Source organism: Sphingomonas sp. LaA6.9, assembly GCF_022601895.1.
Lineage (GTDB): Bacteria > Pseudomonadota > Alphaproteobacteria > Sphingomonadales > Sphingomonadaceae > Sphingobium_A.
In genome coordinates this window covers 43,570-69,314 of sequence record NZ_JAKVIO010000009.1, presented here as the reverse complement: position 1 = coordinate 69,314, position 25,745 = coordinate 43,570, and the positions used below count along the sequence as shown (strand labels likewise).

The 25,745-nt window shown below is 64.3% G+C and carries 31 protein-coding genes, 1 tRNA gene and 1 pseudogene; 17 read left to right on the top strand and 16 right to left on the bottom strand.

Annotation, left to right across the window (positions count from 1 at the left end):
* Positions 1-63 precede the first annotated feature (63 nt).
* Positions 64-825, top strand: a complete 762-nt coding sequence (locus MKI88_RS06950) for a ParA family protein (protein ID WP_241630233.1) — start codon at positions 64-66, stop codon at positions 823-825.
* On the opposite strand, the gene MKI88_RS06945 is transcribed toward MKI88_RS06950, so the two are convergent.
* Positions 815-1,441: a hypothetical protein gene (locus tag MKI88_RS06945; RefSeq protein WP_241630232.1), complete on the bottom strand. Its 627-nt coding sequence runs from the start codon at positions 1,439-1,441 to the stop codon at positions 815-817. The two genes, MKI88_RS06950 and MKI88_RS06945, sit on opposite strands and share 11 nt — an antisense overlap.
* Before the next feature lie 223 nt (positions 1,442-1,664).
* On the opposite strand from MKI88_RS06945, the gene aat reads away from it, so the two are divergent.
* A complete protein-coding gene (gene aat, locus MKI88_RS06940; RefSeq protein ID WP_241630341.1) occupies positions 1,665-2,390 on the top strand; it encodes a leucyl/phenylalanyl-tRNA--protein transferase in 726 nt (241 codons plus the stop codon).
* Between the two features lie 35 nt (positions 2,391-2,425).
* Here the strand turns inward: aat and MKI88_RS06935 are convergent.
* From MKI88_RS06935 to MKI88_RS06915, 5 genes and pseudogenes are all read right to left on the bottom strand, one after another.
* Positions 2,426-2,593, bottom strand: a pseudogene (locus MKI88_RS06935) (DUF2155 domain-containing protein); the annotation flags it as partial.
* Positions 2,594-2,865: 272 nt separating this feature from the next.
* The gene (locus MKI88_RS06930) at positions 2,866-3,261 is read right to left on the bottom strand and encodes an NADH:ubiquinone oxidoreductase subunit NDUFA12 (protein WP_241630231.1); all 396 of its coding nucleotides are present in this window, start codon (positions 3,259-3,261) and stop codon (positions 2,866-2,868) included.
* Between the two features lie 54 nt (positions 3,262-3,315).
* Entirely contained in the window at positions 3,316-3,804 is a 489-nt protein-coding gene (locus MKI88_RS06925; protein WP_241630230.1) for a DUF192 domain-containing protein, read from the bottom strand.
* Between the two features lie 5 nt (positions 3,805-3,809).
* On the bottom strand, positions 3,810-4,400 hold the full coding sequence (locus tag MKI88_RS06920; protein ID WP_407073312.1) for a cold-shock protein: 591 nt from the start codon (positions 4,398-4,400) through the stop codon (positions 3,810-3,812).
* A 102-nt stretch (positions 4,401-4,502) separates the two neighbouring features.
* Entirely contained in the window at positions 4,503-5,207 is a 705-nt protein-coding gene (locus tag MKI88_RS06915) for a RecX family transcriptional regulator (protein ID WP_348636240.1), read from the bottom strand.
* A 13-nt stretch (positions 5,208-5,220) separates the two neighbouring features.
* Here MKI88_RS06915 and MKI88_RS06910 point away from each other — a divergent pair, with 13 nt between their 5' ends.
* From MKI88_RS06910 to MKI88_RS06900, 3 genes are all read left to right on the top strand, one after another.
* The gene (locus tag MKI88_RS06910; protein WP_407073313.1) at positions 5,221-6,948 is read left to right on the top strand and encodes a fatty acyl-AMP ligase; all 1,728 of its coding nucleotides are present in this window, start codon (positions 5,221-5,223) and stop codon (positions 6,946-6,948) included.
* A gap of 137 nt (positions 6,949-7,085) precedes the next feature.
* Positions 7,086-9,440, top strand: a complete 2,355-nt coding sequence (locus MKI88_RS06905) for a bifunctional diguanylate cyclase/phosphodiesterase (protein WP_241630229.1) — start codon at positions 7,086-7,088, stop codon at positions 9,438-9,440.
* Positions 9,441-9,478: 38 nt separating this feature from the next.
* A complete protein-coding gene (locus MKI88_RS06900) occupies positions 9,479-10,051 on the top strand; it encodes a cysteine hydrolase family protein (protein WP_241630228.1) in 573 nt (190 codons plus the stop codon).
* On the opposite strand, the gene MKI88_RS06895 is transcribed toward MKI88_RS06900, so the two are convergent.
* On the bottom strand, positions 10,036-11,406 hold the full coding sequence (locus MKI88_RS06895; protein WP_241630227.1) for a PLP-dependent aminotransferase family protein: 1,371 nt from the start codon (positions 11,404-11,406) through the stop codon (positions 10,036-10,038). The two genes, MKI88_RS06900 and MKI88_RS06895, sit on opposite strands and share 16 nt — an antisense overlap.
* A 72-nt stretch (positions 11,407-11,478) precedes the next feature.
* Here MKI88_RS06895 and MKI88_RS06890 point away from each other — a divergent pair, with 72 nt between their 5' ends.
* The 6 genes from MKI88_RS06890 to rplA all read left to right on the top strand — a co-directional run bounded on the left by MKI88_RS06890 (position 11,479) and on the right by rplA (position 14,162).
* Entirely contained in the window at positions 11,479-11,880 is a 402-nt protein-coding gene (locus MKI88_RS06890) for a DUF983 domain-containing protein (protein WP_241630226.1), read from the top strand.
* A 67-nt stretch (positions 11,881-11,947) separates the two neighbouring features.
* Positions 11,948-12,023 (top strand) — tRNA-Trp (locus MKI88_RS06885).
* Between the two features lie 136 nt (positions 12,024-12,159).
* Complete coding sequence (gene secE / locus MKI88_RS06880; RefSeq protein ID WP_241630225.1) at positions 12,160-12,357, top strand: preprotein translocase subunit SecE; 198 nt, start codon at positions 12,160-12,162, stop codon at positions 12,355-12,357.
* 19 nt (positions 12,358-12,376) lie between these two features.
* A complete protein-coding gene (gene nusG / locus MKI88_RS06875) occupies positions 12,377-12,913 on the top strand; it encodes a transcription termination/antitermination protein NusG (RefSeq protein WP_241630224.1) in 537 nt (178 codons plus the stop codon).
* 114 nt (positions 12,914-13,027) lie between these two features.
* Positions 13,028-13,459, top strand: coding sequence for a 50S ribosomal protein L11 (rplK, locus tag MKI88_RS06870; RefSeq protein ID WP_241630223.1), 432 nt, complete (start codon positions 13,028-13,030; stop codon positions 13,457-13,459).
* 4 nt (positions 13,460-13,463) lie between these two features.
* Positions 13,464-14,162, top strand: a complete 699-nt coding sequence (rplA, locus tag MKI88_RS06865; protein WP_241630222.1) for a 50S ribosomal protein L1 — start codon at positions 13,464-13,466, stop codon at positions 14,160-14,162.
* Positions 14,163-14,256: 94 nt separating this feature from the next.
* Here rplA and MKI88_RS06860 read toward each other — a convergent pair whose 3' ends face one another.
* From MKI88_RS06860 to MKI88_RS06845, 4 genes are read right to left on the bottom strand one after another with little or no spacing between them, the layout of a single operon-like run.
* Positions 14,257-14,895, bottom strand: coding sequence for an ABC-type transport auxiliary lipoprotein family protein (locus MKI88_RS06860; protein ID WP_241630221.1), 639 nt, complete (start codon positions 14,893-14,895; stop codon positions 14,257-14,259).
* Positions 14,892-15,827, bottom strand: coding sequence for an MlaD family protein (locus tag MKI88_RS06855; RefSeq protein WP_241630220.1), 936 nt, complete (start codon positions 15,825-15,827; stop codon positions 14,892-14,894). The genes MKI88_RS06860 and MKI88_RS06855 overlap by 4 nt, the downstream gene beginning before the upstream one ends.
* Positions 15,827-16,603, bottom strand: a complete 777-nt coding sequence (locus MKI88_RS06850; RefSeq protein ID WP_241630336.1) for an ABC transporter ATP-binding protein — start codon at positions 16,601-16,603, stop codon at positions 15,827-15,829. The genes MKI88_RS06855 and MKI88_RS06850 overlap by 1 nt, the downstream gene beginning before the upstream one ends.
* A gap of 14 nt (positions 16,604-16,617) precedes the next feature.
* The gene (locus MKI88_RS06845; protein ID WP_241630219.1) at positions 16,618-17,724 is read right to left on the bottom strand and encodes an ABC transporter permease; all 1,107 of its coding nucleotides are present in this window, start codon (positions 17,722-17,724) and stop codon (positions 16,618-16,620) included.
* 446 nt (positions 17,725-18,170) lie between these two features.
* On the opposite strand from MKI88_RS06845, the gene rplJ reads away from it, so the two are divergent.
* The 3 genes from rplJ (at position 18,171) to MKI88_RS06830 (ending at position 19,959) form a co-directional block, all read left to right on the top strand.
* On the top strand, positions 18,171-18,686 hold the full coding sequence (gene rplJ / locus MKI88_RS06840; protein WP_241630218.1) for a 50S ribosomal protein L10: 516 nt from the start codon (positions 18,171-18,173) through the stop codon (positions 18,684-18,686).
* Between the two features lie 54 nt (positions 18,687-18,740).
* Entirely contained in the window at positions 18,741-19,112 is a 372-nt protein-coding gene (rplL, locus tag MKI88_RS06835; RefSeq protein WP_241630217.1) for a 50S ribosomal protein L7/L12, read from the top strand.
* Between the two features lie 274 nt (positions 19,113-19,386).
* Positions 19,387-19,959: a hypothetical protein gene (locus tag MKI88_RS06830; RefSeq protein ID WP_241630216.1), complete on the top strand. Its 573-nt coding sequence runs from the start codon at positions 19,387-19,389 to the stop codon at positions 19,957-19,959.
* Here MKI88_RS06830 and MKI88_RS06825 read toward each other — a convergent pair.
* The gene (locus MKI88_RS06825) at positions 19,956-21,404 is read right to left on the bottom strand and encodes a carotenoid oxygenase family protein (RefSeq protein WP_241630215.1); all 1,449 of its coding nucleotides are present in this window, start codon (positions 21,402-21,404) and stop codon (positions 19,956-19,958) included. The two genes, MKI88_RS06830 and MKI88_RS06825, sit on opposite strands and share 4 nt — an antisense overlap.
* Positions 21,405-21,468: 64 nt before the next feature.
* Between MKI88_RS06825 and MKI88_RS06820 the strand changes: the two genes are divergently transcribed.
* Positions 21,469-22,071 (top strand): TetR/AcrR family transcriptional regulator, encoded by a 603-nt coding sequence (locus MKI88_RS06820; protein WP_241630214.1) that lies wholly within the window; start codon positions 21,469-21,471, stop codon positions 22,069-22,071.
* A gap of 11 nt (positions 22,072-22,082) precedes the next feature.
* Here the strand turns inward: MKI88_RS06820 and MKI88_RS06815 are convergent, their stop codons facing one another.
* Positions 22,083-22,430 carry a DUF2794 domain-containing protein gene (locus tag MKI88_RS06815; RefSeq protein ID WP_241630213.1) on the bottom strand — a complete coding sequence of 116 codons (348 nt, stop codon included), beginning with the start codon at positions 22,428-22,430 and terminating at the stop codon, positions 22,083-22,085.
* Positions 22,427-23,125, bottom strand: coding sequence for a serine O-acetyltransferase EpsC (epsC, locus tag MKI88_RS06810; RefSeq protein ID WP_241630212.1), 699 nt, complete (start codon positions 23,123-23,125; stop codon positions 22,427-22,429). Before epsC ends, MKI88_RS06815 begins: the two co-directional genes overlap by 4 nt.
* Positions 23,126-23,313: 188 nt before the next feature.
* On the opposite strand from epsC, the gene MKI88_RS06805 reads away from it, so the two are divergent.
* Together MKI88_RS06805 and MKI88_RS06800 are read left to right on the top strand one after the other, a co-directional pair.
* On the top strand, positions 23,314-24,081 hold the full coding sequence (locus MKI88_RS06805; protein ID WP_241630211.1) for a sulfite exporter TauE/SafE family protein: 768 nt from the start codon (positions 23,314-23,316) through the stop codon (positions 24,079-24,081).
* 59 nt (positions 24,082-24,140) lie between these two features.
* Positions 24,141-25,043, top strand: coding sequence for a hydrogen peroxide-inducible genes activator (locus MKI88_RS06800; RefSeq protein WP_241630210.1), 903 nt, complete (start codon positions 24,141-24,143; stop codon positions 25,041-25,043).
* On the opposite strand, the gene MKI88_RS06795 is transcribed toward MKI88_RS06800, so the two are convergent.
* Positions 25,044-25,487, bottom strand: a complete 444-nt coding sequence (locus MKI88_RS06795) for a molybdenum cofactor biosynthesis protein MoaE (protein WP_241630209.1) — start codon at positions 25,485-25,487, stop codon at positions 25,044-25,046.
* Positions 25,484-25,741 carry a molybdopterin converting factor subunit 1 gene (gene moaD, locus MKI88_RS06790; RefSeq protein ID WP_241630208.1) on the bottom strand — a complete coding sequence of 86 codons (258 nt, stop codon included), beginning with the start codon at positions 25,739-25,741 and terminating at the stop codon, positions 25,484-25,486. Before moaD ends, MKI88_RS06795 begins: the two co-directional genes overlap by 4 nt.
* Between the last annotated feature and the right edge of the window lie 4 nt (positions 25,742-25,745).

The window sequence follows — 25,745 nt, the reverse complement described above, 5'->3', positions numbered from 1 at the left end:
GTTGCCATTGGTGCAATCGCCATGCCACATTTGCCTGCCTAACACCGCGGACCGGGAGCAGCGATGGGGAACGGCAACGAGATGGCGACGATTGCGGTCTATAGTTTGAAGGGGGGCGTCGGGAAGACCACGCTCGCGGTCAACCTCGCCTGGTCCTCCGCCATCCTGTCTTCACGCCGGACATTGCTGTGGGATCTCGACCCCCAGGGTGGCGCGAGCTTCCTGATCGGCGACGGCAAGGCCGCCAGGGACACCGCGCAGGCGGTGTTTTCGAAAGACGTCGCACCGGAAAAACTGATCCGCCCCTCGACGATCGATCGCGTCGACCTGCTGGCGGCGGACACATCGCTGCGCGGGCTCGACCGCCTGCTCTTCACGCTCGACAAGAAGAAGCGGCTCGCAAAGCTGCTCGAAACGCTGGGCCGGCATTATGATCGCATCATCCTCGATTGCCCGCCCGGCCTTACCGAGACGAGTGAACAGGTGATGCGCGCCGCCGACATCATCCTTGCGCCCGTCATCCCATCGCCGCTCTCAGAGCGCGCCTTCGAGGACGTGGTTGCCTTTCTCGACCGGCTGAGCGGCCGGCGCGCGCCGATCCTGCCGATCTATTCGATGGTCGACCGCAGGCGAGCGCTTCACAAGGCAGCAGTCGAACTGCGTCCCGACTGGCCCGTCATTCCGATGGCCAGCACGGTCGAGCAAATGGCGATCCGCCGCGCGCCCGTCGGCCATTTCGCGCATAGCTCCCCTGCGGGGCAGGCGTTCGCGAGGCTCTGGCAGGGGGTCGAGCGCAAACTCGCGACGATGGGACCTAACGGATAGCGATACCCTTTTCGCTATAGTCGATCCGGATCCGCACCCAGCTACCCACCATCGGCCGCCCCCCGATCCTGGGCGGGAGAACGCGGAACTGCCACGCGGCAAGCCGGACCGCGCGGGCGAAGCCCGAGCCGCGCGGCGATTCGCCCAGTTCCTGACAGTCTTCGACCTGATATCGGTCTATGGTTCTGCACGCGATCAGACCCCAGCCAGCCGACGGTGCGTTGGACGGCACATAGGTCGCCAGTTCCGCGTGCGTGGGCCGGCGATACCAGTCGGCATTGTAGAGACGCTCGCCCCCGGGGCCTTCCCCGACCGCGCGCGCATCGGTGCCCGACCCCGAGCTACCGCCCCCCGCTTCGCTCTGCGTCGTCCGCCGTGACGGCAAGCGGCCGATATCGGCAGCGGCATAATCTTCGCGGGTAAGGACGAGGAACGAGGGTACCGGCACATTCTCGATCCTGGTCACGTCGACTTCGGGAGGTTTCTGACGCTCGACCGCACGCTGCTGCACCGATTCGCGCTCTGGTGACTTCTTCTTCGCGGCATCAGCGCTGGCATCGGGCTGGGGCAACAGTTCGAAGGTCGCCGACAGCCGACCGCCTTCGCGCGGCTTCATGGGAACAAAAGACTGCCTCAATAACAACGCGATCATGAGGAGATGGATGGCGATCGCCAGGGCGAGCGCGATCGCGCGCCCGCTGATCTGCGGCCGGCCGGCGGTCAATGAATTTCTGGAATACGCCAACGCCATCCGTCAGCGGCCTAACCGCAACCTTCTTCGGCGGCAACTCATGCCGGCACACATTGATCCCGTGCCGCCGACGCGACATATTGAAGCCGTGCAACCGCTCGACACCACCATGCTCCTTCGCGCCTATGCCTGCGGCGTCTTTCCGATGGCCGACGACCGTGAGGCGGACAAGGTCTTCTGGGTCGAACCCAAGAAGCGCGGCGTGTTGCCGCTCGACCATTTTCACTTGTCGCATTCTCTCGCGAAGACGCTGCGTTCGGACCGCTTCACCGTCACCGTCGACCGCGACTTCGAGCAGGTGATCGCGGGATGCGCTGCGGCGACACCCGACCGGCCGGGCACCTGGATCAATGCGCAGATCGAGCAGGCCTGCCTCCAGCTCCATGCGCGCGGGCACGCCCATTCGGTCGAGACCTGGCGCGGCGATGTGCTGGTCGGTGGCCTCTACGGCATCAAGCTGGGCGGCGCCTTTTTCGGCGAAAGCATGTTCAGCCGTGCAACCGATGCATCAAAGGTGGCGCTGGCACATCTCGTGGCGCGGCTCAGGGTCGGCGGATTCAGCCTGCTCGATTGCCAGTTCATCACCGATCATCTCGCCTCGCTGGGCGCGATCGAGATCAACCGCGACGATTATGTGGCGTTGCTCGATTCGGCGCTGGCTGGCGGCGTGGGCGCCTCAGCCTCGCCCGATTTCGGAGCGCTGGACCGTTTGGCCGCAGCGGGCGCCGAGGACGATTCGCCGCCCGTCACGGTTTCGGTTTCCGGCCCGATATCGGGGAAGCTCATCGCGCAGCTCTTGGGCCAGACATCGTAGATCGGATGCTCGACCACGTTGAGCGACGGCGATTCCTTGTAGAGCCAACCGGAAAAGACGCGGCCCCATTGATCCTTGGGATTGCGCACATCGACCTGGACGAAGGCGCCGGTGAGCTGCTCGTGCTCCCAGGGCGCGGTCTTCTCGCACGCACGTAGCCGAACTATGACGTCGCCCAGGCGCAGCGCCTGGCCGGGCTTCATCGTCAGGTCGCGCTCGATGCCGTTGCGCTTGTTGAGCACACCGATCACCGCGACCCGCTGGGCCATGGGCGTAGTACCCCGTGATGGCGCAGGTCCGCGCGTTTCCGCCGCCGCGACACGCACCGGCCCGCGCGGCACGGCATCGGTCTGATTGGACACGACACTGCTCGCGTTGTCCGCGGCCGCTTCTTCGTTCTGCAGCGCATCCGCCGCCTGCCATCCCGCCAGTCCCAGCCCGATGGCCGCGATCCCGGCAAGCGCCCAGCCCTTCTTCACGCGCCCGGCGTCCATGCCTCATAGTCTCCGGTGGCAGCCGCGCGGCGCCCACCCTTTTCGAGCGCGCCCGCGGGGCGATACGCCTCTGCCGTTCCGGTCAGATTTGGCGTCGGCTCGCGTTCCCAGTTCCGCGCGGGCGGAAACGCCTGATCGGGCGCAGCGTCGATCGTATGGTGCAGCCAGCTGTGCCATTCGGGCGGCACGCGGCTCGAATCATTCTGGCCCTTGTACATGACCCAACGACGCGTGAAGCCGCCCTGAGCCTTTTTGCCCTCATAATAGAGGTTGCCCTGATCGTCCTCGCCGACCTTGCGGCCGTTGCGCATCGTGTTCAGCGCGGTGCCGAAGGTCGCGCCTTCCCACCAGGTGAAGATATTCTTGAAAACGCCCATGGGGGCTCCGTTACTGCAAAGCCGCGGCCGAGAAAACCGGTTTTCGGCAGACCACTATTCGGGGAGCGAAGGACCGCCCTTCCAGCTGACATGATCGCCCTCGGCAATACCAAGCGCGGCAGAGCGTCCGCCCGCGATCTCGAGCACCGCGGCGACAGGCTCGCCCGACGACACGCCCTCGAGCGATTGCGGCACCGTTTCCTCGGCGATGCGCGCGATGCTGCCATCTGCACGAATGAAGATCATGTCGAGCGGGATGAGCGTATTCTTCATCCAGAAGCTCGCGGGGCGCGGCGGAGAAAAGGGAAAGAGCATGCCACCATCGTCAGGCAGCGACGTACGGTACATCAGCCCCTGCGCCTGCTCCTCGCTGGTGCGCGCCACCTCGACCCGAAAATTGTGCACGCCCTTCGCGGTCTTCACGCTGAGCGGCAGAAGCGCCTGTTCTTCGGCGCTGGCAGCTGACACCGCATTCGACGCGGTGCCGCAGCCGGCCACGAGCATCACCGCGCCCAGCGCGGCCAGCAGACATTTCGATGTCATGATATCTATTCGGGCCTTTCGACGCATACGGCGAGCAAACCCTTATTGCCCGCCACACACCGCGCCCGAAGCGGTTGGCCGGGTTCGATATCGGCCAGCCCTGCTCGGCGCAGCGTTTCCATATGCACGAATATATCGCTGCCGTCCGAACCGCGCATCAGAAAACCATAGCCCTTCACGCGGTTGAACCATTTGACCGTGACCGGCTCAAACGGCCCCGCATTGTCGAGCAGCGCGACCGGGTCGACTCGATTCGCCCGCTCGCCCGCCTGCTTGTCGAGATCGGGACCGATTGCGGTCGACAGGTCGAACGAGACGATCTTGCGCGCCTGAAGCCCGCGATTGCGTCGCGCGGCCATGCAGATGAGGCGCGTGCCTTCGGGAAGGCTGCGCCGGTCGTGCTCTCGCAGGACAGAAAAATGGACGAGGATATCACCGGCATCGCCGTCCGCGACCATGAAGCCAAAGCCACGGGTGGCGTCAAACCACTTCATGGCGCCTTCATAGCGCTCCAGGATTTCGGCATCGCCTTCATTCACGGCCGCGCACTCGGTCTCCGTCTGCTGGAGATCAGTGTCGCGATTCAAAGCATCCAAGCGACCAGACTCATGCACGCGAGCGGTCCCCTCCTTATTTATGCGCCCTGAACGAATTTAGCACAGTCGATACGAATCCGAAACCGAGCGATAAGGCGTGTGTCAATTCGGGTCGGACGGGCATTCGCCTGGAGATGCCGACACCAATAGCTTTGCAAATTCAAATGGATGACCTGCCCGCAACATGGCCGCGAGCTGCTTTTGTTGACGCTTTTCTTCAGATGGTTCGGGGGCAAACGGACCGATTTTCTTGCGTCGCGCATAGGTCAATGCAGCGTCCCAGGCCCTTTCTCCCGCCTGTACACGCGCAATCTCGGCGTCGGCATCCTCGATTCCAGCGATTCGCAGTGCCGAATCGACTCGGCGTGCGCCATAACCGCGCCGTGCAAGCGCCTCGGCGCGACTCTCGGCGAACAGGCGATCGTTGACATAACCCCGCTCCGCAAAGCGCGCGACGATCGCCTCATGCGGCGGCTCGCTCTCTCCTGCCCAGCCGCGTTCGCGCAGCTTGCGTTCGAGATAGCCCCGTAGCCTGGCGCGCGTGGTTGCATAACGTTCGACATAGTGTAGCGCGAGACGCTCCAGCGCCTCGGAATCGAGCGGCGGGCGCGCAGAATTGCGGTGTTTCGTACTCACCGCCACGTTTGTGCCACAGTCGGGCCGGAATTTGAACGCGGCTTTACCGCTAAACAGCGAAACTGTAACAATTCGCGCCGGGCGGCATGTGGGGATCAACCCTTTGCAAAGCCCGGCAATAAGGGACGCAGGCAAAATGCTCGATCTGGCAAGGGACACCGCGCCCGGCATGAAGGTCGCCGATATGCACATTCTGAACTCGACGCCGACGCAGGATAATCTCCCGCGGCGCTTCTCCGATTTCGAAACGCTCGGTGAAGCGCTCGACTATGCCGCAACGGGACGGCGCGGGCTCAATTTCCACGACGCCCGCGGCAATCTGGCGCGACCATATCCCTATTCGGAGTTGCGTCTCGACGCGCTCGACAATGCCTATCGCCTGATCGCCCATGGGGTGAAGCCGGGTGACCGGGTCGCGCTTGTCGCCGAGACGGGCGCCGAATTTGCAGCGCTGTTCTTCGGCACGATCTATGCGGGCGCCTGGCCTGTGCCGTTGCCGCTACCGACCTCGTTCGGCGGCAAGGACAGCTATATCGACCAGTTGAAGGTGCAACTCGCAAGCTCTGACCCCGGCATCCTGTTCTTCCCGCAGGAACTGGAAGCGATGGCAGGTGAAGCCGCGCGTCAGTCCAATGTCGAGGGACTGAACTGGGAGGATTTCGCCAGGCGTCCCGCCGACGCTGTGGATCTGCCCAAGGCGGGCGCCGATGACATCGCCTATCTGCAATATTCGAGTGGATCGACGCGCTTCCCGCATGGCGTGGTCATCACGCACCATGCGCTGCTCAACAACCTCGCCGCGCACTCGCACGGCATGGAGGTTGTCGACAGCGACCGCTGCATCTCGTGGCTGCCCTGGTATCACGACATGGGGCTGGTCGGCTGCTTCCTCTCGCCGATCGCAAATCAGGTATCGGCGGACTATCTGAAGACCGAAGACTTCGCGCGGCGCCCGCTCGCCTGGCTCGACATGATCAGCCGGAACGAGGGCACGTCGATCAGCTATTCGCCGACCTTCGGCTACGACATCTGCGCGCGGCGCATGTCGAGCCAGACGCGTGCATCGGAACGCTTCGACCTGTCGCGCTGGCGGCTTGCGGGCAACGGCGCGGACATGATCCGCCCCGATGTCATGCAGAGCTTCGTTGATGCATTCGCCGAGGCCGGCTTCAAGGCAAGCGCCTTTTTGCCGAGCTATGGCCTTGCCGAAGCGACCCTGGCTGTGTCGATCATGCCTCCGGGCGAAGGCATCGTCGTCGAACTGGTCGAGGAAACCCAGCTTTCGGGCGGCGAAGGCGATGAAGACCGGCCACAGCGCTATCGCGCTATCGTCAATTGCGGCAAGCCGTGCCGCGACATGGCGATCCAGATCCGGGACGAAGACGGCGCGCCGCTGCCCGAACGAGAGATCGGCAAGGTCTGGTGCAGTGGCCCGTCGGTGATGGTCGGCTATTTCCGTGACGCGGACGCGACCGACGCCTGCATGAAGGACGGCTGGCTCGATACGGGCGATATGGGCTATATGTCAGACGGTTACATCTATATCGTCGGCCGCGCCAAGGACATGATCATCATCAACGGCAAGAACCACTGGCCCCAGGATATCGAATGGGCGGTGGAGCAGTTGCCCGGTTTCAAGCAGGGTGACATTGCCGCCTTCGCGATCACCACCAAGGGCGGCGAAGAGACGCCTGCCGTTCTGGTTCATTGCCGCGTGTCGGACAATTCCGAACGCCTGCGCCTGCGCGACGAGATCCGCGAGAAGGTGCGCTCGATCACGGGCATGCACTGCGTCGTCGAACTGGTACCGCCGCGAACCCTGCCGCGCACGAGCTCGGGCAAGCTCAGCCGTGCCAAGGCGCGCAACCTCTATCTGTCCGGCGAGATTCAGCCCTTCGACCTCGCCGCCTGAACGTGGCGCCCGCGTCGTTCTCCGCCTGCGGAGACGGCGCGGCGTCGTCGCCCGGCTCGGGCAGTTCTTTACGTTTCAGTGCAAAATCTTTCGCCGTCCTAACGGATCGCTAACCAGTTACGGTTAATCGCAGTGGCGTGGACCAGAGGCATAACAATGATGAATCCGCGCCGCGCATAAGCTGGGGAGCCGTTCTCGGCCTTCGGGACTCGGCAGGACTCGACTGGGGCGCAATCCGCGCCGCGCAGATCGCTGCGCTCCACGGGTCCACGGCGGTTCGCTTCCTCGCCAATGTCATCGGGGTCATCCTGCTCACGCTTGTTCTGCGCCAGTACGCAGATCCGCTGCTTCTCTATGGTTGGGGCGTATCCACACTGCTGCTGGCTACGCATACGGCGGTCGGCAAATGGCGCCTGCGCGGTTGGAATGACCGATCGGCGACGCGCGGCGAGCTACACAAGGAAACCGCTGGTGCGGCCCTGACCGGCGTACTCTGGGGGTTTCCGGCCCTTCTTTTCTCCGCCAACGGAGGTCTTGAGCAGACGCTTGCGCTCTGGGCGGTGCTGACCGCGCTCATGGCGGGAGCCGCCTTCGTTCTCACTTCCATACCGCTTGCCACGGTCAGCTTTCTGTTAATCGTAGGGGGAGCGCTGGGCACGTGGATGTGGCAGATCGAGCTTCCCATCCTCGCCGTCGCCGCGGGGCTCAATACGCTGATTCTTCTGGTCACCGCCTCGTTGAGCGGCCGGCAGTTCGTCAACAGCCGCGTTGCCGAACTCCAGCTCGCCGAGAAGAAGGAAGTCGTCAGCCTTTTGCTGCGCGAATTTGAAGACACGGGTGCTGACTGGCTGTGGCAGATCGACGCCGCACGTTGCCTGACCCATGTGTCCCCGCGCTTCGCGACCGCACTGGGGCTGGACCTCAGCGAACTTGAAGGCAAACCCTTTCTTCAGGTGCTTGCCGGAGACAGCTGGGAAGCCGGCAATTTCGCCTCAGGCCTGCGCGAGCTCGCCGAAAAGCTCAAGCGGCGCGAAAGCTTTTCCGACCTCATCCTGCCCGTCAAGATCAACGGCCTCACCCGCTGGTGGGAACTTTCCGCGTCACCCCGACTCGACGATCGTGGCACTTTCCTCGGCTTTCGAGGCGTGGGCTCGGATGTCACCCAACAGCGCGATTCGGCCGACAAGATCAACCGGCTGGCGCGCTACGACACGCTCACCGGCCTGCCCAACCGCATGCTGATCAACGAGACGCTGGCGCGCGCGATGCAGGACGCCGATCAGTGGCGCAGCCGCTGCGCGTTCATGATGATCGATCTCGACCGATTCAAGGCGGTCAACGATACGCTGGGTCATCCCGTCGGGGACCGCCTGTTGAGCCATGTTGCCGAGCGGTTGCGTTCGCTGATGACCGATAACGAACTGTGCGGCCGTCTGGGTGGCGACGAATTCGCGGTCGTCGTGCGCGACGCCAGCGACCCGAGCCGCCTGGAGGCGCTTGCGCGCAACATCATCGAGACGCTTTCGCGTCCCTATGAGGTCGATCAGCATACGCTGTACATCGGTGCCAGTGTCGGCACCGCCGTCGGTCCCAAGGATGGCCGCACCGCCGAGATGCTGATCCGCAGCGCCGATCTTGCGCTCTATCGCTCGAAGGATGCGGGCGGCGGTTCGCACCATCGCTACGAACCTCAGCTCCACGCCGATGCCGAGGAGCGTCGCACACTCGAAATCGCGCTGCGCAGCGCCCTCGAAAAGGGCGAGCTGCATCTCGTCTACCAGCCCGTCGTTTCGGCAAAGGATACGACGATCGAGGGTTTCGAGACACTCCTGCGCTGGACCCACCCCAAGCTGGGACCGATACCGCCCTACAAGTTCGTGCCCGTGGCCGAGGATGCGCGCCTGATCGCGCCGATCGGCGAGTGGGTGCTGCGTACAGCCTGCATGGAGGCGGCAAACTGGCCGACTACGGTGCGCGTTGCGGTCAACGTCTCACCCGAACAGCTCAACGATCCCAATTTCGTGACCTCGGTGATCTCGGCGCTGTCGCATAGCGGATTGCCGCCGCAGCGGCTTGAGCTCGAAGTGACCGAGAGCATCTTCCTGCGCGAGGGAACCGGCGCGATCAACGTGCTCGACCAGATCCTTGGCCTTGGCGTGAAGCTGGCGCTCGACGACTTCGGCACGGGCTATTCGTCGCTCGGCTATCTCAGAAAGACGCAATTCTCGACGATCAAGATCGACCGCAGCTTCGTGCAGGGCGCCGCCAAGAACAGTGCGGAAAGCCTTGCGATCATCCGCGCGGTGGTGGCCATGGCGGACAGCCTTGGCATGACGACAACGGCCGAGGGCGCGGAGACCGAGGAAGAGTTCGAGATGATCCGTCAGCTCGGCTGCCGCAAGGTACAGGGCTATCTCTTCGGCAAGCCCATGCCTGCCGAAGAGGCGCGTCAGGTGATCGCCAAGGCCATCCGCAGCCGCGCTGCAGCCTGATCCTCGCGTCGCTGCCCACTCCGCGCTATGGTGCCGACGTGACCGGAGAGCCCGCCCTCCTGCTGATCGACCTGCAATGCGCGATCGACGATCCGCGCTGGGCTGAAGCCGGACCGCGCAACAATCCCGATGCCGAGAAGCATGTTGCCGAACTGCTCGCGCACTGGCGCGCGCGTCACTGGCCGGTAATCCATGTTCGCCACTATTCGACCGAAGCCGACTCGGCCTATCGCCCCGGACAGCCCGGCCACGCCTTCAGGCCCGAAGCCCAGCCGCTGGCGCACGAAACAATTGTGCCCAAGCACGTGAACAGCGCCTTTGTCGGGACCGGGATCGAAGGTGCGTTGCGCCGCGCCGGTATCACGCAACTGGTGGTCGCCGGCGTCATCACCAACAATTCGGTCGAGGCGACCGTCCGCAATGCGGGCAATCTGGGGTTCGACACGGTGCTCGCCGAGGATGCGTGCTTCACCTTTGCGATGCGCGATAGATCGGGTCGCGTGTGGAGCGCGGAGGACGTCCATGCGATGAGCCTTGCCAATCTCAGCGGCGAATATTGCCGCGTCATGCGGACCGCCGACATCGTGGCGACGACTCAGATCAATGCGTGATCGCGCCTGCCACCCTGTGCAAGCAACGCGTCGAGGCGACCAAGCCCACGGCGCAACGCGTCGCGCGATAGCGCGCCACCGAGCGAAATCCTGAGTGCTTCGGGCGCCTGCGCAGGCGTAACCGCGAAGGCGCTGGCAGGAACGGCCGACAGCCCCGCGCCCTGGAGCGCAAGCGCAATATCCGTCGCCTTGCTTCCCTCGCCCAGTCGGAGCCAGAGATGATAGCCCTCGGGATGGATCGCGAAATCCGCGCCCTCGAGCATGGCCGCTGCGATCTCCGCGCGCGCCGCCGATTCGGCGCGTACCGCCTGCACCAGCCGGTCGAGTTGCCCGGTGCCGATCCAGCAGCCCAGCAATGCGACGTTGAGCGGCGGCGCCATGACCGCGGTTTCGTGGACATCGGCCGCCAGCCGCAGCGCATCGCGCACGCGCGGCGCACGCACGAGCGCAAGGCGCAGCGCGGGCGAGACCGCCTTTGAGAGGCTTAGAATGTGCCAGGTACGCTCGGGTGCGATCGCCGCGATCGGCGCGATCGGCGCCTCGGGCAACCGCCCATAGGCGTCGTCCTCGATGATCTGGAGGCCGTGGCGCGCCGCAACCTCGACGATCGCCGCGCGGCGCGCGGCGCCCATCGTGGCCGTCGTCGGATTGTCGATCGTCGGAACGACATAGACTGATTTCAGCCGCCCATTCCGCGCAGCTGCGTCGAGCGCATCGGGAAGAATTCCCTCTTCATCCATGGCAAGGGGAACGACGTCCACGGCAAGGCGTCGCGCCACCGCGAGGAAGCCGGGATAGGTGCATGCGCCCGCAGCAACCGCGTCGCCGGGCTGAAACATCGTTGCGCAGATCGAATGCAGGGCATTCTGGCCACCTGCGGTCACAAGGACCTGATCCGCGGAAGTTTCGCCGATCGTGCGCGCAAGAAACGCCGCAGCGAACGCCCGGTCGGCCTGTCCGCCGCCACTCGGGCGGTAATGAAGATGCGCGCCCTCCCCCAGCAGCGCCTGATATCCCTGACGCAGCGCCTCGACGACCGCGTCCGGCGCGGGCGGCATGTTCATGCCCGATGGCTCGGCCTCCCCGCTGCCGGCGGGAGTCGGTTCCGCAACAGGGGCACGCACGAAACTACCGCGCCGCCCGTCGCTTTCGATCAGGCCCTGGCGGAGTGCTTCGGCAAATCCGCGGGAAACCGTGGTGAGGTCGATCCCCATGGCCGCCGCAAGGTCGCGCTGGCTCGGCAACCGCTGGCCCGGCCGGAGCACGCCGCGCGCCACGTCGCGTGCGATCGCGGTCGCGATGGCGCGGTAGATCGGGCCCTCGTGCCCCGCAATGTCCAATGTCCAGTCCGTCATATCCTCACCTTGACTTTGCATGGATACAAATGCAATATTGTTTGCATACAAAATTCATTCAGAGTCCATACAATGCCCGAACCATGCGACACGACTGACGCCAACGGCAAGACCTGGCCGAAGATCGATCCGCTCAAGACCGGCCCCTATGGCCGCTGCCCCCGCTGCGGCGAGGGCAGGATGTTCGCGAGCTATCTCAAGCTGCGCGAGAATTGCGACGTGTGCGGCCTCGACTACGGCTTTGCCGATCCCGCCGACGGCCCCGCATTTTTCGTGCTGTGCTTCACCTGCGTCCCCGCGGTCGTGTTCGCGCTGCTGCTCGAGGTCTATCTGTCGCCCCCGGCATGGGTGCATCTGCTGACCAGCCTGCCGCTGATCCTCATCTTCTGCCTTTTGCCGCTGCGCCCCCTCAAGGGATGGCTCGTCGCCAGCCAGTTCTTCTTCAAGGCGCGCGAGGCCCGGCTGGTCCCCTGAGGATTTGCGCAAAGGATGCTTGCGCTTGGCCGGGCACGGAGCTAATAGCCGCCCTCTTCCCGCCTGTAGGGGTATAGCTCAGTTGGTAGAGCATCGGTCTCCAAAACCGAGGGTCGTGGGTTCGAGTCCCTCTGCCCCTGCCACGCTTGCTTTATAGGAAAGCGCGGATTATGTGGGCGGGATACGAAATCGAGGTCTTTGGGCGGCTCCGGTCGATAGGACCGGGAGCGCCTGCGGCCTCGTTTTCGCTGTTTATTGGTATGTGAGGGCTGAACAGGCGTGGCAAAGGTCAATCCGGGCGAGTTCATCCGGCAGGTACGTGCCGAGACGGCCAAGGTCGTCTGGCCTTCGGGCCGGGAAACGATGATGACCGCGGTGATGGTGCTCATCATGACCACGATCCTCGCGCTGTTCTTCTTCGGGGTCGATACGGTGTTCAGCCGGATCGTGAAGCTTCTGCTCAGCTTCGTCGGCTGAGCGCGGATTAGGGACTTACATGTCGCGCTGGTACATCATTCACGCCTATTCGGGCTTCGAGAACAAGGTTCGTGACGCGATCATGGCGGAAGCCGCGCGCATGGGGCTCGAGCAGCTCGTCGAATCGGTCGAGGTTCCCGTCGAGACGGTGACCGAGGTCCGCCGCGGCAAGAAGGTCCAGTCGGAACGGAAATTCTTCCCCGGCTACGTCCTCGCCAAGCTCGAGATGAACGACGACGTCTATCACCTCGTCAAGAACACGCCCAAGGTGACGGGCTTCCTCGGTTCCAGCGGCAAGCCGCAGCCGATCAGCGAGGCCGAGGCCGCGCGCATCCTCAACACCAAGGAGGAAGCGGCTGCCGCGCCCAAGCACAAGATCAAGGTCGATTTCGAGATCGGCGATCAGGTCAAGGTGCTCGACGGTCCTTTCGCCAGCTTCAACGGCCTCGTCGAGGAACTCGACTTCGAAAAGAACAAGGTCAAGGTCGCGGTGTCGATCTTTGGCCGCGCAACCCCCGTCGAGCTCGATTTCGAGCAGGTGGAACGCGCGAAGTAAGAATTTGCACCCCGGCGACGGCCGGGGTTCAGACGTGTCCCGGCTTCGGCCGGGACACAAAATTGCGGGAGGCCCCTGGCCGTCAGCACCGCTAAACTTGAAAGAGAGTGAACAATGGCAAAGAAGATAACGGGCTATATCAAGCTCCAGGTGCCCGCGGGCGCCGCAAACCCCTCCCCGCCGATCGGCCCTGCGCTCGGTCAGCGCGGTGTGAACATCATGGAATTCTGCAAGGCGTTCAACGCGGCGACCGGTGATCTCGAAAAGAGCATGCCGATCCCGACGATCATCACCGTCTATGCGGATCGCAGCTTCTCGTTCGTGACGAAGACGCCGCCGGCGACCTTCCTCATCAAGAAGGCCGTTGGCCTCAAGTCGGGCTCGAAGGAGCCGGGCAAGACCTCGGCCGGCACGATCAAGCGCTCGCAGCTGGCGCAGATCGCCGAGACGAAGATGGCCGATCTGAACGCCAACGACATCGAAGCGGCGACGAAGATCATCGAAGGCAGCGCCCGCGCGATGGGCCTCGAAGTGGTGGAGGGCTGATCCAATGGCAAAGCTGACCAAGAAGGCGAAGGCTCTCGCCAGCACCATCGACCGTGAAAAGCTGCACGGCGTCGACGAGGCGATCGGCCTGGTGAAGGCCAACGCCACCTCGAAGTTCGACGAGACCGTCGAAGTCGCGCTGAACCTCGGCGTCGATCCGCGTCACGCCGACCAGATGGTCCGCGGCGTCGTCACGCTGCCCAAGGGCACCGGCAAGACCGTGCGCGTCGGCGTGTTCGCCAAGGGCGCCAAGGCTGACGAAGCCAAGGCGGCTGGCGCAGACGTCGTCGGTGCGGAAGACCTGCTCGAGATCGTCCAGGGCGGCAAGATCGACTTCGATCGCTGCATCGCGACCCCCGACATGATGGGCCTCGTCGGCCGTCTGGGTAAGGTTCTGGGCCCCAAGGGCCTGATGCCCAACCCCAAGCTCGGCACTGTCACGATGGACGTCGCCAAGGCGGTTTCGGACGCCAAGGGCGGCCAGATCGAATATCGCGTCGAAAAGGCGGGCATCATCCATGCCGGCATCGGCAAGGCGAGCTTCTCGGCCCCTGACCTGCGCGAGAACTTCGACGCGCTGGTCGACGCGGTGGTCAAGGCCAAGCCGTCGGGCGCCAAGGGCAAGTATCTGAAGAAGATCGCCGTCAGCTCGACGATGGGCCCCGGCGTCAAGGTCGACACTGCGGAACTCGCCGTAGCGTAAGCCGAGGCGACAAAAGCCAGAAACACGAAGGGCCGGAGCGCAAGCGCCGGCCCTTTTGCTGTTATCTGCGTTACCCGCTGCAGCTGGAGGCGAATTATTGGCTCGCCAGCACCTGCTGCGTACGGCCCGCGATCTGCGCGGCGACCGCCGCGGTTCCACGGTCAAAGGCAGCGACGATCAGCGCCACCCGGTTTTCCTGCGCGGGCTCGCTATGGGTGACGGGCCATTCACCGATAATGGCACGATCGGCACGGCGGATCAGCTTCATCCGCGCATCGACGACAACATCCGGCGCGGCCTCCTGCCCGCGCGAATAGACTGCCTCGAAGCGCCGCATGTCGATCGCGAGCACATAGTCGGCCGCGGGGGACTCGCCGATGCGCACGACACGGATTCCTGGCGAGAGGCGCTCGAGCTCGCGCACCATCGTGGCGTCGAAAAGCGTTGATGCGGGCGACACCCAGCGCGCACCCGCGACATAGCCGACCTGCGCGTCGGTGACCGTCAGGATCCTGTCACCGCGGCTGGCCGGCTGAAAGGAAACGCCGGGATACAGGAGCTGGAGGACTTGTCCCGTTCCAGCCTGTGCCCGGGCTTCATCGGCGACGGGCGGTGCATTGTCCCCAAAGCGGTAGAGCGTGGCCTTGTCGCCGCCCCCGAACAGGCCGCCGCAACCAACCAGCGCGAACAGCGAAGCGAAGAGGGCACAGCGCAGTGCAGCGTTGAAGCTCATTGGGGGATCTCCACTTCCTTGCCTTCGGGCCGGGTCAGCAACCCCTGCGGATCCTGCTGGATGTCCGACGCCAGCCGGTCCATCGCATCGGCCGCCTGTTGGATCGAGTTCATGGCTGCGTTGATGCTGGGCACGGTGGTTGTCGAAAATTCGGTCACCGGCCCGTCGATACGCGCGATGAGCTTGCGTGTATCGGCCGCGGCGGCGCGGAGTTCGGCGGCAGCCCCCGCGACGTCGCCGAGCGTACCGCGCCCCTTTCCACCCAGCGTGCCGCGCACCGAGGCGGCAGTGAGCTGGAGTTCGGTCGCAGCCCGGTCGAGTTTGGCAAAGGTGGAATCGATATTGGCGAACATCGCCTTGCGCGCGCGGAACTCGCCCGTGATCGCGCCGACATCGTCGAGCGAGCGCGACAGGGTCGCGATATTCTGGTCGGAAAGAAGACGGTTGACGCGGCCGAGCGCCTCGGCGCCACCGCGCGACAGCTCGGTGATGTCGTTGACCAGACTATCAAGGCGGCTGCGGCTGGCCTGAATCACCGGGGGGCGCTCGCGGCTGACCTTGCGGAGCAGGGGCCTGTCGGGCGAGCCGGGGGTGATCTGGACATATTTCACGCCAGTGATGCCTTGCGCGACGGTTTGCGCCATAGAATCCGCGCGCACCGGCGTGCCGCGCTCGACATCGATATCGGTGATGACGCGGTTGGGATCGCGCTGATCGAGCGCGATCCTTGTGATCTCACCGACCTTGATGCCGTTGAACTGGACTTCGCCGCCACGGCTGAGCCCGCTGACCGGGCCACGGAAGATGATGCGGTATGCGTCATATTTCTGGTTGAACTGGAACTGGGCGAGCCAGACGACAAAGACGAGCGCGCCGATCAGCAGCGCCAGACTGAGCGCGCCCACCAGGGCGTAGTTGGCCTGCCGCTCCATCAGCGTGTCCTTTCCTTTTCGCGCCAGGCGCCCTGCGCAGCGCGGCCGCGAGGGCCGTTGAAATAGGCCCTGATCCAGGGATGGTCCGAGCGCTCGAGCTCGGCGACCGGGGCGGTCGCGACAACGCGCTTGTCGGCAAGCACCGCCACGCGGTCGGTGATCGCGTAGAGCGTGTCGAGATCATGCGTGATGATGAAGACGCTGAGGCCAAGCGAATCGCAGAGGCTGCGCGTAAGCTGGTCGAACTCGGCGGCGCCGATGGGGTCGAGGCCGGCTGTGGGTTCGTCGAGAAAAAGCAGCTCGGGATCGAGCGCAAGCGCGCGCGCGATACCGACACGTTTTCGCATTCCGCCCGAAAGCTCCGAGGGCATCTGGTCCCCCACCCGCGCGTCGAGGCCCGAGAGGCGGATCTTGAGCTGTGCGAGCTGGCGCACGAAATCGCCGGACAGGCTGGTGTGTTCATGGATCGGCGCTTCGACATTCTGGCCAACCGTAAGCGCAGAGAAGAGCGCGCCTCCCTGGAACATGACGCCGGTGCGACGCTCGACATCGGCGTTTGCGGCGGGATCGTGGACATCGCGGCCGAAAATCTCGACCTGCCCGCCATCGGGCTGTTTGAGGCCGAGGATGGTGTTGAGCAGCACCGACTTGCCCGTCCCCGATCCGCCGACGATGCCAAGGATCTCGCCCTGCCGCATTTCCAGATCGAGATTGTCGTGGACGACATGCGTGCCAAAGGCGCTGCGAAGCCCTGACACCCTGACTGGGGGCGGCATCGCGGTCGCGGCGGTCACAGCTTCAGTTCCATGTAGATGATCGCGAACACCGCATCGAACAGGATGGTCATGAAGATCGCCTGCACCACCGCCATGGTGACGCGCGAGCCGAGGCTCTCGACATCGCCCCCTACCGAAAGCCCATGCCGGCACCCTGCCATCGCGATCAATATGGCAAGCAGCGGCGTCTTGCTCATCCCCACCCAGAAATGGCGGATGGATACGGTATCGCGCAGCCGTTCGAGGAAGAAGACCGGGCTGATATCGAGCGTCGCCCAGCTCACGATCAGGCCGCCCGTGATCCCCGCAACCATCGCAGCGAAGGTCAAGAGCGGCATCATCCAGAGCAGTGCGAGCACGCGCGGCACGACGAGCGCGTCGATCTGGTCGACACCCATCACCTGCATCGCGTCGGTTTCCTGCGCCATCTTCATGGAGCCGATCTGTGCGGCGAAACTGGAAGCCGAGCGCCCCGCGAGCAGGATGGCGGTGATAAGGACCGCGAATTCGCGCAGCACCGCGACGCCGACGAGCTGGACGGTGAATACTGCGACCCCAAGCGACGAGAGCAGATTGGTCCCGACCAGCGCGACGACCGCACCGATAAACAGGTTCATGATGATGATGATGGGGAGCGCGCTGGTGCCCGCGGTTTCCATCGCATGGGTGACCGAAACCACGCGCAACCGCCGAGGGGAGCGGGCGGTCCGGATCAACGCGAGAACGAGACGGCCAAAGAACTCCGCTGCGAACTTTGCCTCATGCCCGAAATCGACGATCGCGCGCCCGACCCTGTCGAGCAGGGCATGGAGCCACGACATCCGCGGCGGGGGCGCGGCATCGCCAGACATCGCGGGGCGCACGAGTTCGAACAGGCGTGCGACGTCGGGACGCATGCTCGCGTCCGGAGCAATTGTCGGCCCCGCTGCATCGAGGACAACATAGGCCCCCGCCGTGTCCATCCGGCCAAGCTCTGCCAGATCCAGCGCCGTCGCGCCACCACCCAGTTCCGACCGGAGGCGCATGGCCATGTCGCCCAAGGTCAGCGAAGTCCAGTCGCCCGACAGAACCAGCGTTCTTTCGCGGTTATCGCCCAGGATCCGGAATGTCGCCGAACGCATAGCCTGGCCGCCTTGAGCTTATATGTGCCGTTCGATCATTTCCCAGCCAACAGCCGCACGCCATCGGGATTTACCCCTAGTTTTGGACAATTCGGCTGTTGGCGGCGACGCCGTAGAACTTGACGCAGGCATCCAATCTGCTATGCGCGCTGCCCTGACCGGCTGGCTTTGCCGCCCGGTCGCCGTCCGAGACAGTTGGTGAGGGCATTTCGGCCCTCTTAATTTCCAGCCTAGACGGGGAAGAGTTTTATAGCCCGTGCGTGCGCTGATGTCGTATCGTATCGGGTCTGCCATTCGCAACGCCGTACGCGGCATGCAATGTCAGGTAGCCCATTCCCCTCGGACATTGATACCCCGCGTTTCGCGCGTGTGCCCCGGCATGCGTTCGATATGCGGGTTTGCCGGTTTCGCGATGGTCGCGGAGCCGGAATGTAGTGGAGAATGGCATGGATCGTGCTCAAAAAGCCGAGCTGGTCGCCGAACTGAACAGCACCTTCTCCGAGACCAGCGTGGTGGTCATCACCCGCAATCTCGGCCTCACCGTCGCGCAGTCGACGGCGCTGAGGGGCAAGATGCGCGAAGTGGGCGCCAGCTACAAGGTGGCGAAGAACCGCATTGCCAAGATCGCACTCGAGGGCACGCCCTACGCTCCCATCAGCGACATGCTGACGGGGCCGACGGCGCTCGCGACATCGTCCGACCCCGTGGCCGCCGCCAAGGCAGCCGTGGAATTCGCGAAGACCAACGACAAGTTGGAAATCGTGGGCGGCGCGATGGGCGAAACGCTCCTCGACGCGAATGGCGTGAAGGCGCTGGCGGCTCTGCCGTCGCTCGATGAACTGCGTGCGAAGATCGTGGGCCTCGTACAGGCGCCCGCACAGAAGCTCGCGTCCATCACCCAGGCACCCGCAGGCCAGCTGGCCCGCGTGTTTGGCGCTTATGCGGCCAAGGACGCCGCCTGAATTTCGCAACCAACCTGAACTGATGGGGCGACATGCCCCGAATGGAGAATACACATGGCAGACCTTAACAAGATCGTTGAAGACCTTTCGGCTCTTACCGTCCTCGAAGCCGCTGAGCTCTCGAAGCTCCTCGAAGAGAAGTGGGGCGTTTCGGCCGCTGCTGCGGTCGCAGTTGCAGCTCCTGCCGGCGCCGCTGCGCCTGTCGCTGAAGAGAAGACCGAGTTCGACGTCGTTCTCGTCAACGACGGTGGCAAGAAGATCAACGTCATCAAGGAAGTCCGCGCCATCACCGGTCTCGGCCTGACCGAAGCCAAGTCGCTCGTCGAGTCGGCTCCCAAGGCCGTCAAGGAAGGCGTGAACAAGGACGAAGCCGAGAAGCTGAAGAAGCAGCTCGAGGAAGCCGGCGCGGTCATCGAGCTCAAGTAAGCTCGATCCCGCCGGACCGGGCCTCGCCCGGTTCCGTGCAAAAAAAGGGGCGGCTCCGCAAGGGGCCGCCCCTTTTCATTTGGCTCTGATTGCCCCCAACCGCCAATCGTGCGACGCCTGATCCATGAATACGACCCGGTTGCACATCGACCCGCGCTTTCGCGGGCCGCCGACGAGCGGCAATGGTGGCTATGTGGCGGGGCAGGTCGCAAGGCCGTTTGGCGCAACGAACTGCATTGTCACACTCAAGGCGCCACCACCTCTGGATGAATCATTGCATCTCGAAGCAGGCGCGACGGAAGCAGCGCTGCTGCACGGCGACGCAGTGATTGCGAGCGCCGTCGTAGCCCCAGTCGCGATCGACGTGCCAGCGCCACCGACGCTTTCGCTCGCCCAAGCGGCGCAGGCGCGCTTCACGGGTTTCTGCCAGCACAATTTCCCAGGCTGCTTCGTCTGCGGCCCCGAGCGAGGCGCGGGCGACGGGCTACGCATCTTCCCCGGTCGGCTTGACGATGCGGCGTCGCAAGTGGCCGCCTGCTGGACGCCCGACGCCGGCCTGTTCGACGCCGACGGCCACCTGCGGCCCGAATTTGTCTGGGCAGCGCTCGACTGCCCCGGATATTTCGCGGTGCAAGAACAGGCGGGCCTTGCGGTCCTGGGAAGGATCGGCGTGATCCGTTATCGCGACATCGCGCACGACACGCCCCTCGTAGTTACGGGTTGGCCGATCACCAGCGAGGGGCGCAAGCATGTCGCGGGGACCGCGCTCCACGACGAAAAGGGTGCGCTGCTCGCGGCGGCGCTATCGACCTGGATCACGATCGACGCGCCGCCGCGGCAGGATTAGGCGGCCTCGGAAACCCAGTTGCCGTGGAAGCCCGGCGGGACGCGGTGCGGGATGTGGATCACCGCCTGCGGCTTCCCGCCGAAATCGTCGGCATTGAGGATCTGCAGTTCGGTCGTCTCATTGGTCAGATCGACGACGAGCCCGATCAGCCAGCCCGCATCCTCGGCGCTTTCGCCGGGGCGCGGTACGAAGACGAACTCGCCGGGATGCCGGCCGGGACCGAAGTCATGGACCGCGACGGTGCCCGCCTCGAGATCATGCTTGAACAGCCGCGTGTCGCTGATCGCCCATTCGCCGCTTTCAGCGGACGGCAGCGCCATGGTGTAGAGCCAGCGATAGGGCCGGGTCGTCAATCGCTCGTCATGGCGCGGGAATTCCTGGCTGTGATCGTGGAGAACGCGACGCTCGACCGTGCGCGCGACGGGATCGATCGTCCAGCGCTCGAGCCGCGACGCGTGCGAATCCGGTCCCTTCGTGCTTTCGACAAACATCGTGGGATGTGCCACGACATCCATGATGACGCGCCCGTCGGGAAGCTCGAACGCATTTCCGGGGTGGAAGACATAGCAGGGCTCAACAGGACACCAGATCGTATCCGCGCCGCTGCCGCCCCGCGGAACCAGCCCGACACGCGCGCTGTGCTCCCAGTTCCACTGATAGGGGAAGCGGTGGCCCGCGAGCATCGTCTTCATCGAGAAGGTTACCGGCAGGTCTAGGACGATCGCGTAATTCTCGGTGATCGCGCAATCATGGATGCTGGGGCCGTGCTTCACCGCGATCGGCTCCTGCCGGATCACCTTGCCCGCCTTGTCGACGACGACGTGCCAGACCGTGTCCATCGTGGTCGCGTCATAGGTGATCGCGTGCAGCTCTCTCGTTGCGGGATCGAGGTGCGGGTGCGCCGAAAAGGCCACGTCGAGCGAGCCGTCAAAGGGATTGTGCGCGATCGTGTCGAGCGTTTCAGAAAGCTCGACGGGATTGGCGCCCGCCTCGACGATCGCCCAGGTGCGGCCGGCATGGCCGATGATGTTGGTGTTGGCATTGTCGCTCGTGGACTTGCGCTTGCCCGGCGCGCGGGGCTCGCCGAGTGCATCGCTGACCGCGTTGGAGCGGATCCAGCGATTGCGATACCACAGCGCCTTGCCGTCCTTGATGCGCACGCCATGCGCCATGCCGTCGCCGGTGAACCAGTGATAGGATGCGGGATCGGGCGCGGTCGCGGGATTGGGGCCGATGCGCAGATAGCGTCCGTCGAGCGCCTCGGGAATACTGCCCGTGACCGTCAGGTCCGCGAGCGTTTCCTCGCTCGTCATCGGCCGATGGATACCCGAAAGGAAGGGATGGTCTCCTTCGGGCTGGGGCAGCCTGGCGCGATTATGCGCGGCCACCATTTCGAGTCCTTTTCCGACAACCGACCGGATTGCTGTTTCAACGCTGCTCGCCACCTGGCTTCTCCTTGCTATGGGAGTCGGGTCTTCACATCCGACTCAGAATGTTTACAGTGACAACATGACCAACAAAGATAACAGTGTCAACATTGATTCGACAAAGCGCTATCATCACGGCGATCTGCGCGCGGCGCTGATCAGCGCGGGACTGGAACTACTGGCCGAGCGCTCGGCCGATGATCTCTCCCTGCGCGAGGTCGCGCGCCATGTGGGAGTCAGCGCCACCGCGGTCTACCGCCACTTTCCCGACAAGCAGGCGCTGCTCTCCGCGCTCGCTTTCGAGGGGATGGAGGAACTCGGGCGGCGGCAGCGCGCCGCGAGCGAGGAAGCGGGCGGAGGGCTGGAGGGTTTCGCCGCCTCAGGCGCGACCTATGTCCATTTCGCGGTCGAAAATCCCGCGCTGTTCCGGCTGATATTCGCCTCCGCGCCGCCGGTCAGGCTGCTCGATGCCGAGCCCGATCGGGTGGGCCAGGCGATGCGCGGCCTGCGCGAGGATATTGCCGCGCTGATGCCGGCGCACCTTCCCGAAGCCACGCGTCGCACCGCTGCGCTCCACGCCTGGTCGCTGGTCCACGGGCTCGCGATGCTCATTCTGGATGGGCAGGTCGACTATGATCCCGATGACGTTGCGCGCGTGATCCGCGGCACCGGCCATGCGAGCTGAAATTCCGCGGATTAGTCGGCGACCAGTTTGATGAGCTTGCGTTCGACGGGCGCGAGGACCGACCCCAGATCGTGACCACGCTTCAGCGTTGCCCCCGATTCGTTCACGAGCGCCCACATGCCCTGGCGTTGCAGAAGCGCAGGACGTTTCTCGATTCGGTATTCGGGGCGTTCGGCCGCGCGCCTGAAGGCTGAAAAAATGGCCGCATCGCGGCCCAGGTCGATCGCATAGTCGCGCCAGTGGCCAGCGGCCACCATGCGTCCGTAAAGATCGAGGATGCGCATCAACTCCCCGCGGTCAAACCCAGTCTGTGCGCCGACCCGCGGTGCATTTGGAAAGGGTGTGACGATCCCGCTCATGCGCGGTCGCGCTGCTTCCCGTCTGCGCGCGCGGAATCGCGCTCGGCCATCAGTTCGGCGATGCGTTTCTGCATCGTTTCAATCTCGCACTTCATGATCTCGAGCTTCTGCGTCGCGGGGTCAAAGACGTCGCTGCAGGGCGTGCCATAGGGCACGAAGCCCTTCTGATATTCGGTGGCGTCGACGAGCGTCGGCTTGGCCGGGATTCCCACCATCACCGCGCCTTCGGGCACGTCCCTCGTGACGACCGCATTGGCGCCGACGCGCGCACGCTTGCCGACCGTGATGGGTCCCAGAATCTGCGCGCCCGAACCCAGAATGACACCGTCCTCGAGCGTTGGATGGCGCTTGCCCGCGATGCCGTTGGCGGGATTGGTGCCGCCAAGCGTCACGCACTGGTAGATCGTGACATTGTCCCCGATCTCGGCCGTCTCGCCGATCACCGTGAAGCCGTGATCGATGAACAGGTTTCGGCCTATTTTGGCGCCGGGATGGATGTCGATGGCGGTCAGGACGCGCGCCGTGTGATTCACGAAGCGCGCAAGGAAAAACAGATCGGCTTCGAAAAGCCAGTGCGCGACGCGGTGCATACCAACGGCGAGCACGCCGGGATAAAGCAGAATCTCCCATCGCGACCGTGGCGCAGGATCCCGCGCCTTGATCGAATCGAGATAGGATTTGAACGTTGCCAGCATGCGGCCGACCTTTCCATTGCGATCGGGACAATCTAATGGTCGTAACGCGCAATTTCCAGACAAACGTCCTGCCTGATTTTCCGGGCCTCTGATAGCTATTCTCGACCCATCTGATAGTGAAACTGTCTTGTGCTACAGTTCATGCTAGTGCAGCACCTGCGCAACCAAGGGGCAGCGACGAGAGCGGAATGATCGAGCTAATCAGCGAACACTGGACTGCAGTTCTTCCGTTCATAGCGATCGGCTTCGCAGCCCAGATGATCGATGGCGCGCTCGGCATGGCGTTTGGCGTCATTTCCAACACGCTTCTGGTAAGCGTGATGGGCATCGCACCCGCACGCGCATCTGCCGGCGTGCACCTCGTCGAGACCTTCACCACCGCTGCGTCGGGGATCAGCCACGTCCTCCACAAGAATGTCGACTGGAAGCTGTTTGCCAAGCTCGTGATCCCCGGGATGATTGGCGGAGTGCTCGGCGCCTATGTGCTGACCAACATCCATGCCGATGTCGCGCGCCCCTATGTCATGGGCTACCTCACCTGCATCGGCCTCTATCTTCTGTGGCGCGCCTGGGACCTGCCGCACGAGCACAAGCAGCCCAAGGTGATCGCGCCGCTCGGCCTGGTCGGCGGTTTTCTGGATGCCGCGGGCGGCGGCGGCTGGGGCCCGGTCGTGACCTCGAACCTGCTGATCCAGGGTTCGGCGCCGCGCACCACGATCGGCACCGTCAATACCGCCGAGTTCTTCCTGACCACCGTAGTCTCGATCGCTTTCATAACGCAGCTGGGCTTTGCCGCGTTCACCACGGTGACCATCGGATTGCTGATCGGCGGTCTGCTCGCAGCCCCCTTCGGCGCCTATCTCGCGAAGCGCGTCGAAGCGCGCACGCTGATGACGATGGTGGGCACAGTGCTGACGATCACGAGCCTCTACAGCATCTATCGCGCGCTCAGCTGAACGCTGGAAATATCGAGCGGATCGCTTATATCGCCCCTATTGATCGATAGGGGTGATTAATGTCGACCTACCTGCCGACGCTGAAGCAGCTTCAATATCTGGTGGCCTTGCGTGAGCATGGCCATTTCGGCCGCGCTGCCGAAGCATGCTTTGTCACCCAGTCCACGCTGTCCGCGGGTCTTCGTGAACTTGAATCGCTGATCGGCATCACGCTGGTCGAGCGCACCCGGCGTGTGGTGCGCTTCACGCCACTCGGCGAGAAGATCGCGGACAAGGCGATCAGGGTGCTGCGCGAAGCCGAGGATCTCGCAGGGATGGCGCGCGCAGCGGGAAAGCCGCTGTCGGGCGAGCTGCGCATGGGCGTGATTCCCACGATCGCGCCGTTTCTGCTGCCGCGAATCCTGCCGCGAATCCGCCGCGACTGGCCCGAACTGAAGCTGTATCTGCGTGAGGAAACCAGCCGTTCAGCATGCGAATCGCTGCATCATGGTCACGTTGATTGCGTATTGCTGGCGCTGCCCTATGCCTGTGGTGACGTCGAGGCGGCGCCGCTCTTCGACGACCGGCTGTTCGTCGCTTTCCCGCAGAACGAGAAACAGGATCTGCCCGAACTGGTCAGCGCCGACGCGATCGACGAAAGCCGGCTGCTGTTGCTCGAGGACGGGCATTGCCTGAAGGATCATGCGCTTGCAGCATGCAATCGACCCGAACTGCGCGCCGAGGCGGCTATGCTCGGGACATCGCTTCATACCCTGGTCCAGATGGTGGACAATGGACTGGGCGTGACGCTGCTTCCGGAAATGGCGCTGGATGCGGGCATTCTTGAAGGCACCGCGATCGAAGCGCGCCCGCTCGATGCCGAAAATCCCGCGCGACGCATCGCGCTGGTCTGGCGCAAGGGGAGTCCGCGCGAAAAGGACTTCCAGCTGCTCGCGGAGGTACTGCGCGACGTTCGCGCATGATCAGGCGTCCCAGCGCGCCTTTGCGCGATCGTCATCCGCGCGCGCTTCGACCCAGCGGCTCTGGCCATCGCAATAGGCTTCCTTCTTCCAGAACGGCGCTTCGGTCTTGAGCCAGTCGATCAGGAAGTGGCACGCCTCGAGCGCGGCGGCGCGGTGCGCCGATGCCGTGCCGACGAACACGATGCGGTCGCCCGGCCGCAACTCGCCGACGCGATGAATGATGACGAGTCCGAGCAGGGACCAGCGCGCCTCGGCGCGCGCGGCTATGTCGGCCAGCGCGTGCTCGGTCATCGCGGGATAATGATCGAGACGCATCGAACTCAGGCCGCCCTCCCCGCGCACCAGACCAGTGAAGCTTGCCACCGCGCCACCGCCCAATGCCTCAAGATCGGCAAGCAATGCGGCGGAATCGAAATCCGCCGCGCCGACGATGATCCGCCTCATCCGCCCGTGACCGGCGGGAACAACGCGATTTCGCGCGCACCGGTGACAGATGCATCGAGTTGCACGAACGACTGGTCGACCGCGGCGCGCAGCCGGGCCGGGTCGGCAAAGGCCTGGGCATAGCCGTCGCCACGCGCCGCCAGCCACCCGACGAGATCGGCCACGGTGGCGATTGTTTCGGGAAGATCCACGCTCTCCCCGTCCCTTCCGACAGCTTCGCGCACCCAGGCGAAATAGAGGAGCTGGACCGCCATCGTC

Coding starts and splice junctions, on each gene's coding strand:
- rplL (WP_241630217.1), top strand. CDS start 18,741: ATGGCAGACCTTAACAAGATCGTTGAAGACCTTTCGGCTCTTACCGTC.
- epsC (WP_241630212.1), bottom strand. CDS start 23,125: ATGCTGGCAACGTTCAAATCCTATCTCGATTCGATCAAGGCGCGGGAT.
- MKI88_RS06855 (WP_241630220.1), bottom strand. CDS start 15,827: ATGGAGCGGCAGGCCAACTACGCCCTGGTGGGCGCGCTCAGTCTGGCG.
- rplA (WP_241630222.1), top strand. CDS start 13,464: ATGGCAAAGCTGACCAAGAAGGCGAAGGCTCTCGCCAGCACCATCGAC.
- moaD (WP_241630208.1), bottom strand. CDS start 25,741: ATGGCGGTCCAGCTCCTCTATTTCGCCTGGGTGCGCGAAGCTGTCGGA.
- MKI88_RS06850 (WP_241630336.1), bottom strand. CDS start 16,603: ATGCCGCCCCCAGTCAGGGTGTCAGGGCTTCGCAGCGCCTTTGGCACG.
- MKI88_RS06915 (WP_348636240.1), bottom strand. CDS start 5,207: ATGCCGGGCGCGGTGTCCCTTGCCAGATCGAGCATTTTGCCTGCGTCC.
- MKI88_RS06805 (WP_241630211.1), top strand. CDS start 23,314: ATGATCGAGCTAATCAGCGAACACTGGACTGCAGTTCTTCCGTTCATA.
- MKI88_RS06950 (WP_241630233.1), top strand. CDS start 64: ATGGGGAACGGCAACGAGATGGCGACGATTGCGGTCTATAGTTTGAAG.
- nusG (WP_241630224.1), top strand. CDS start 12,377: ATGTCGCGCTGGTACATCATTCACGCCTATTCGGGCTTCGAGAACAAG.
- MKI88_RS06925 (WP_241630230.1), bottom strand. CDS start 3,804: ATGACATCGAAATGTCTGCTGGCCGCGCTGGGCGCGGTGATGCTCGTG.
- MKI88_RS06890 (WP_241630226.1), top strand. CDS start 11,479: ATGCCCGAACCATGCGACACGACTGACGCCAACGGCAAGACCTGGCCG.
- MKI88_RS06910 (WP_407073313.1), top strand. CDS start 5,221: ATGCACATTCTGAACTCGACGCCGACGCAGGATAATCTCCCGCGGCGC.
- MKI88_RS06845 (WP_241630219.1), bottom strand. CDS start 17,724: ATGCGTTCGGCGACATTCCGGATCCTGGGCGATAACCGCGAAAGAACG.
- MKI88_RS06800 (WP_241630210.1), top strand. CDS start 24,141: ATGTCGACCTACCTGCCGACGCTGAAGCAGCTTCAATATCTGGTGGCC.
- MKI88_RS06820 (WP_241630214.1), top strand. CDS start 21,469: ATGACCAACAAAGATAACAGTGTCAACATTGATTCGACAAAGCGCTAT.
- rplK (WP_241630223.1), top strand. CDS start 13,028: ATGGCAAAGAAGATAACGGGCTATATCAAGCTCCAGGTGCCCGCGGGC.
- rplJ (WP_241630218.1), top strand. CDS start 18,171: ATGGATCGTGCTCAAAAAGCCGAGCTGGTCGCCGAACTGAACAGCACC.
- MKI88_RS06895 (WP_241630227.1), bottom strand. CDS start 11,406: ATGACGGACTGGACATTGGACATTGCGGGGCACGAGGGCCCGATCTAC.
- MKI88_RS06815 (WP_241630213.1), bottom strand. CDS start 22,430: ATGAGCGGGATCGTCACACCCTTTCCAAATGCACCGCGGGTCGGCGCA.
- MKI88_RS06945 (WP_241630232.1), bottom strand. CDS start 1,441: ATGAAGCCGCGCGAAGGCGGTCGGCTGTCGGCGACCTTCGAACTGTTG.
- MKI88_RS06860 (WP_241630221.1), bottom strand. CDS start 14,895: ATGAGCTTCAACGCTGCACTGCGCTGTGCCCTCTTCGCTTCGCTGTTC.
- MKI88_RS06795 (WP_241630209.1), bottom strand. CDS start 25,487: ATGAGGCGGATCATCGTCGGCGCGGCGGATTTCGATTCCGCCGCATTG.
- MKI88_RS06930 (WP_241630231.1), bottom strand. CDS start 3,261: ATGGGCGTTTTCAAGAATATCTTCACCTGGTGGGAAGGCGCGACCTTC.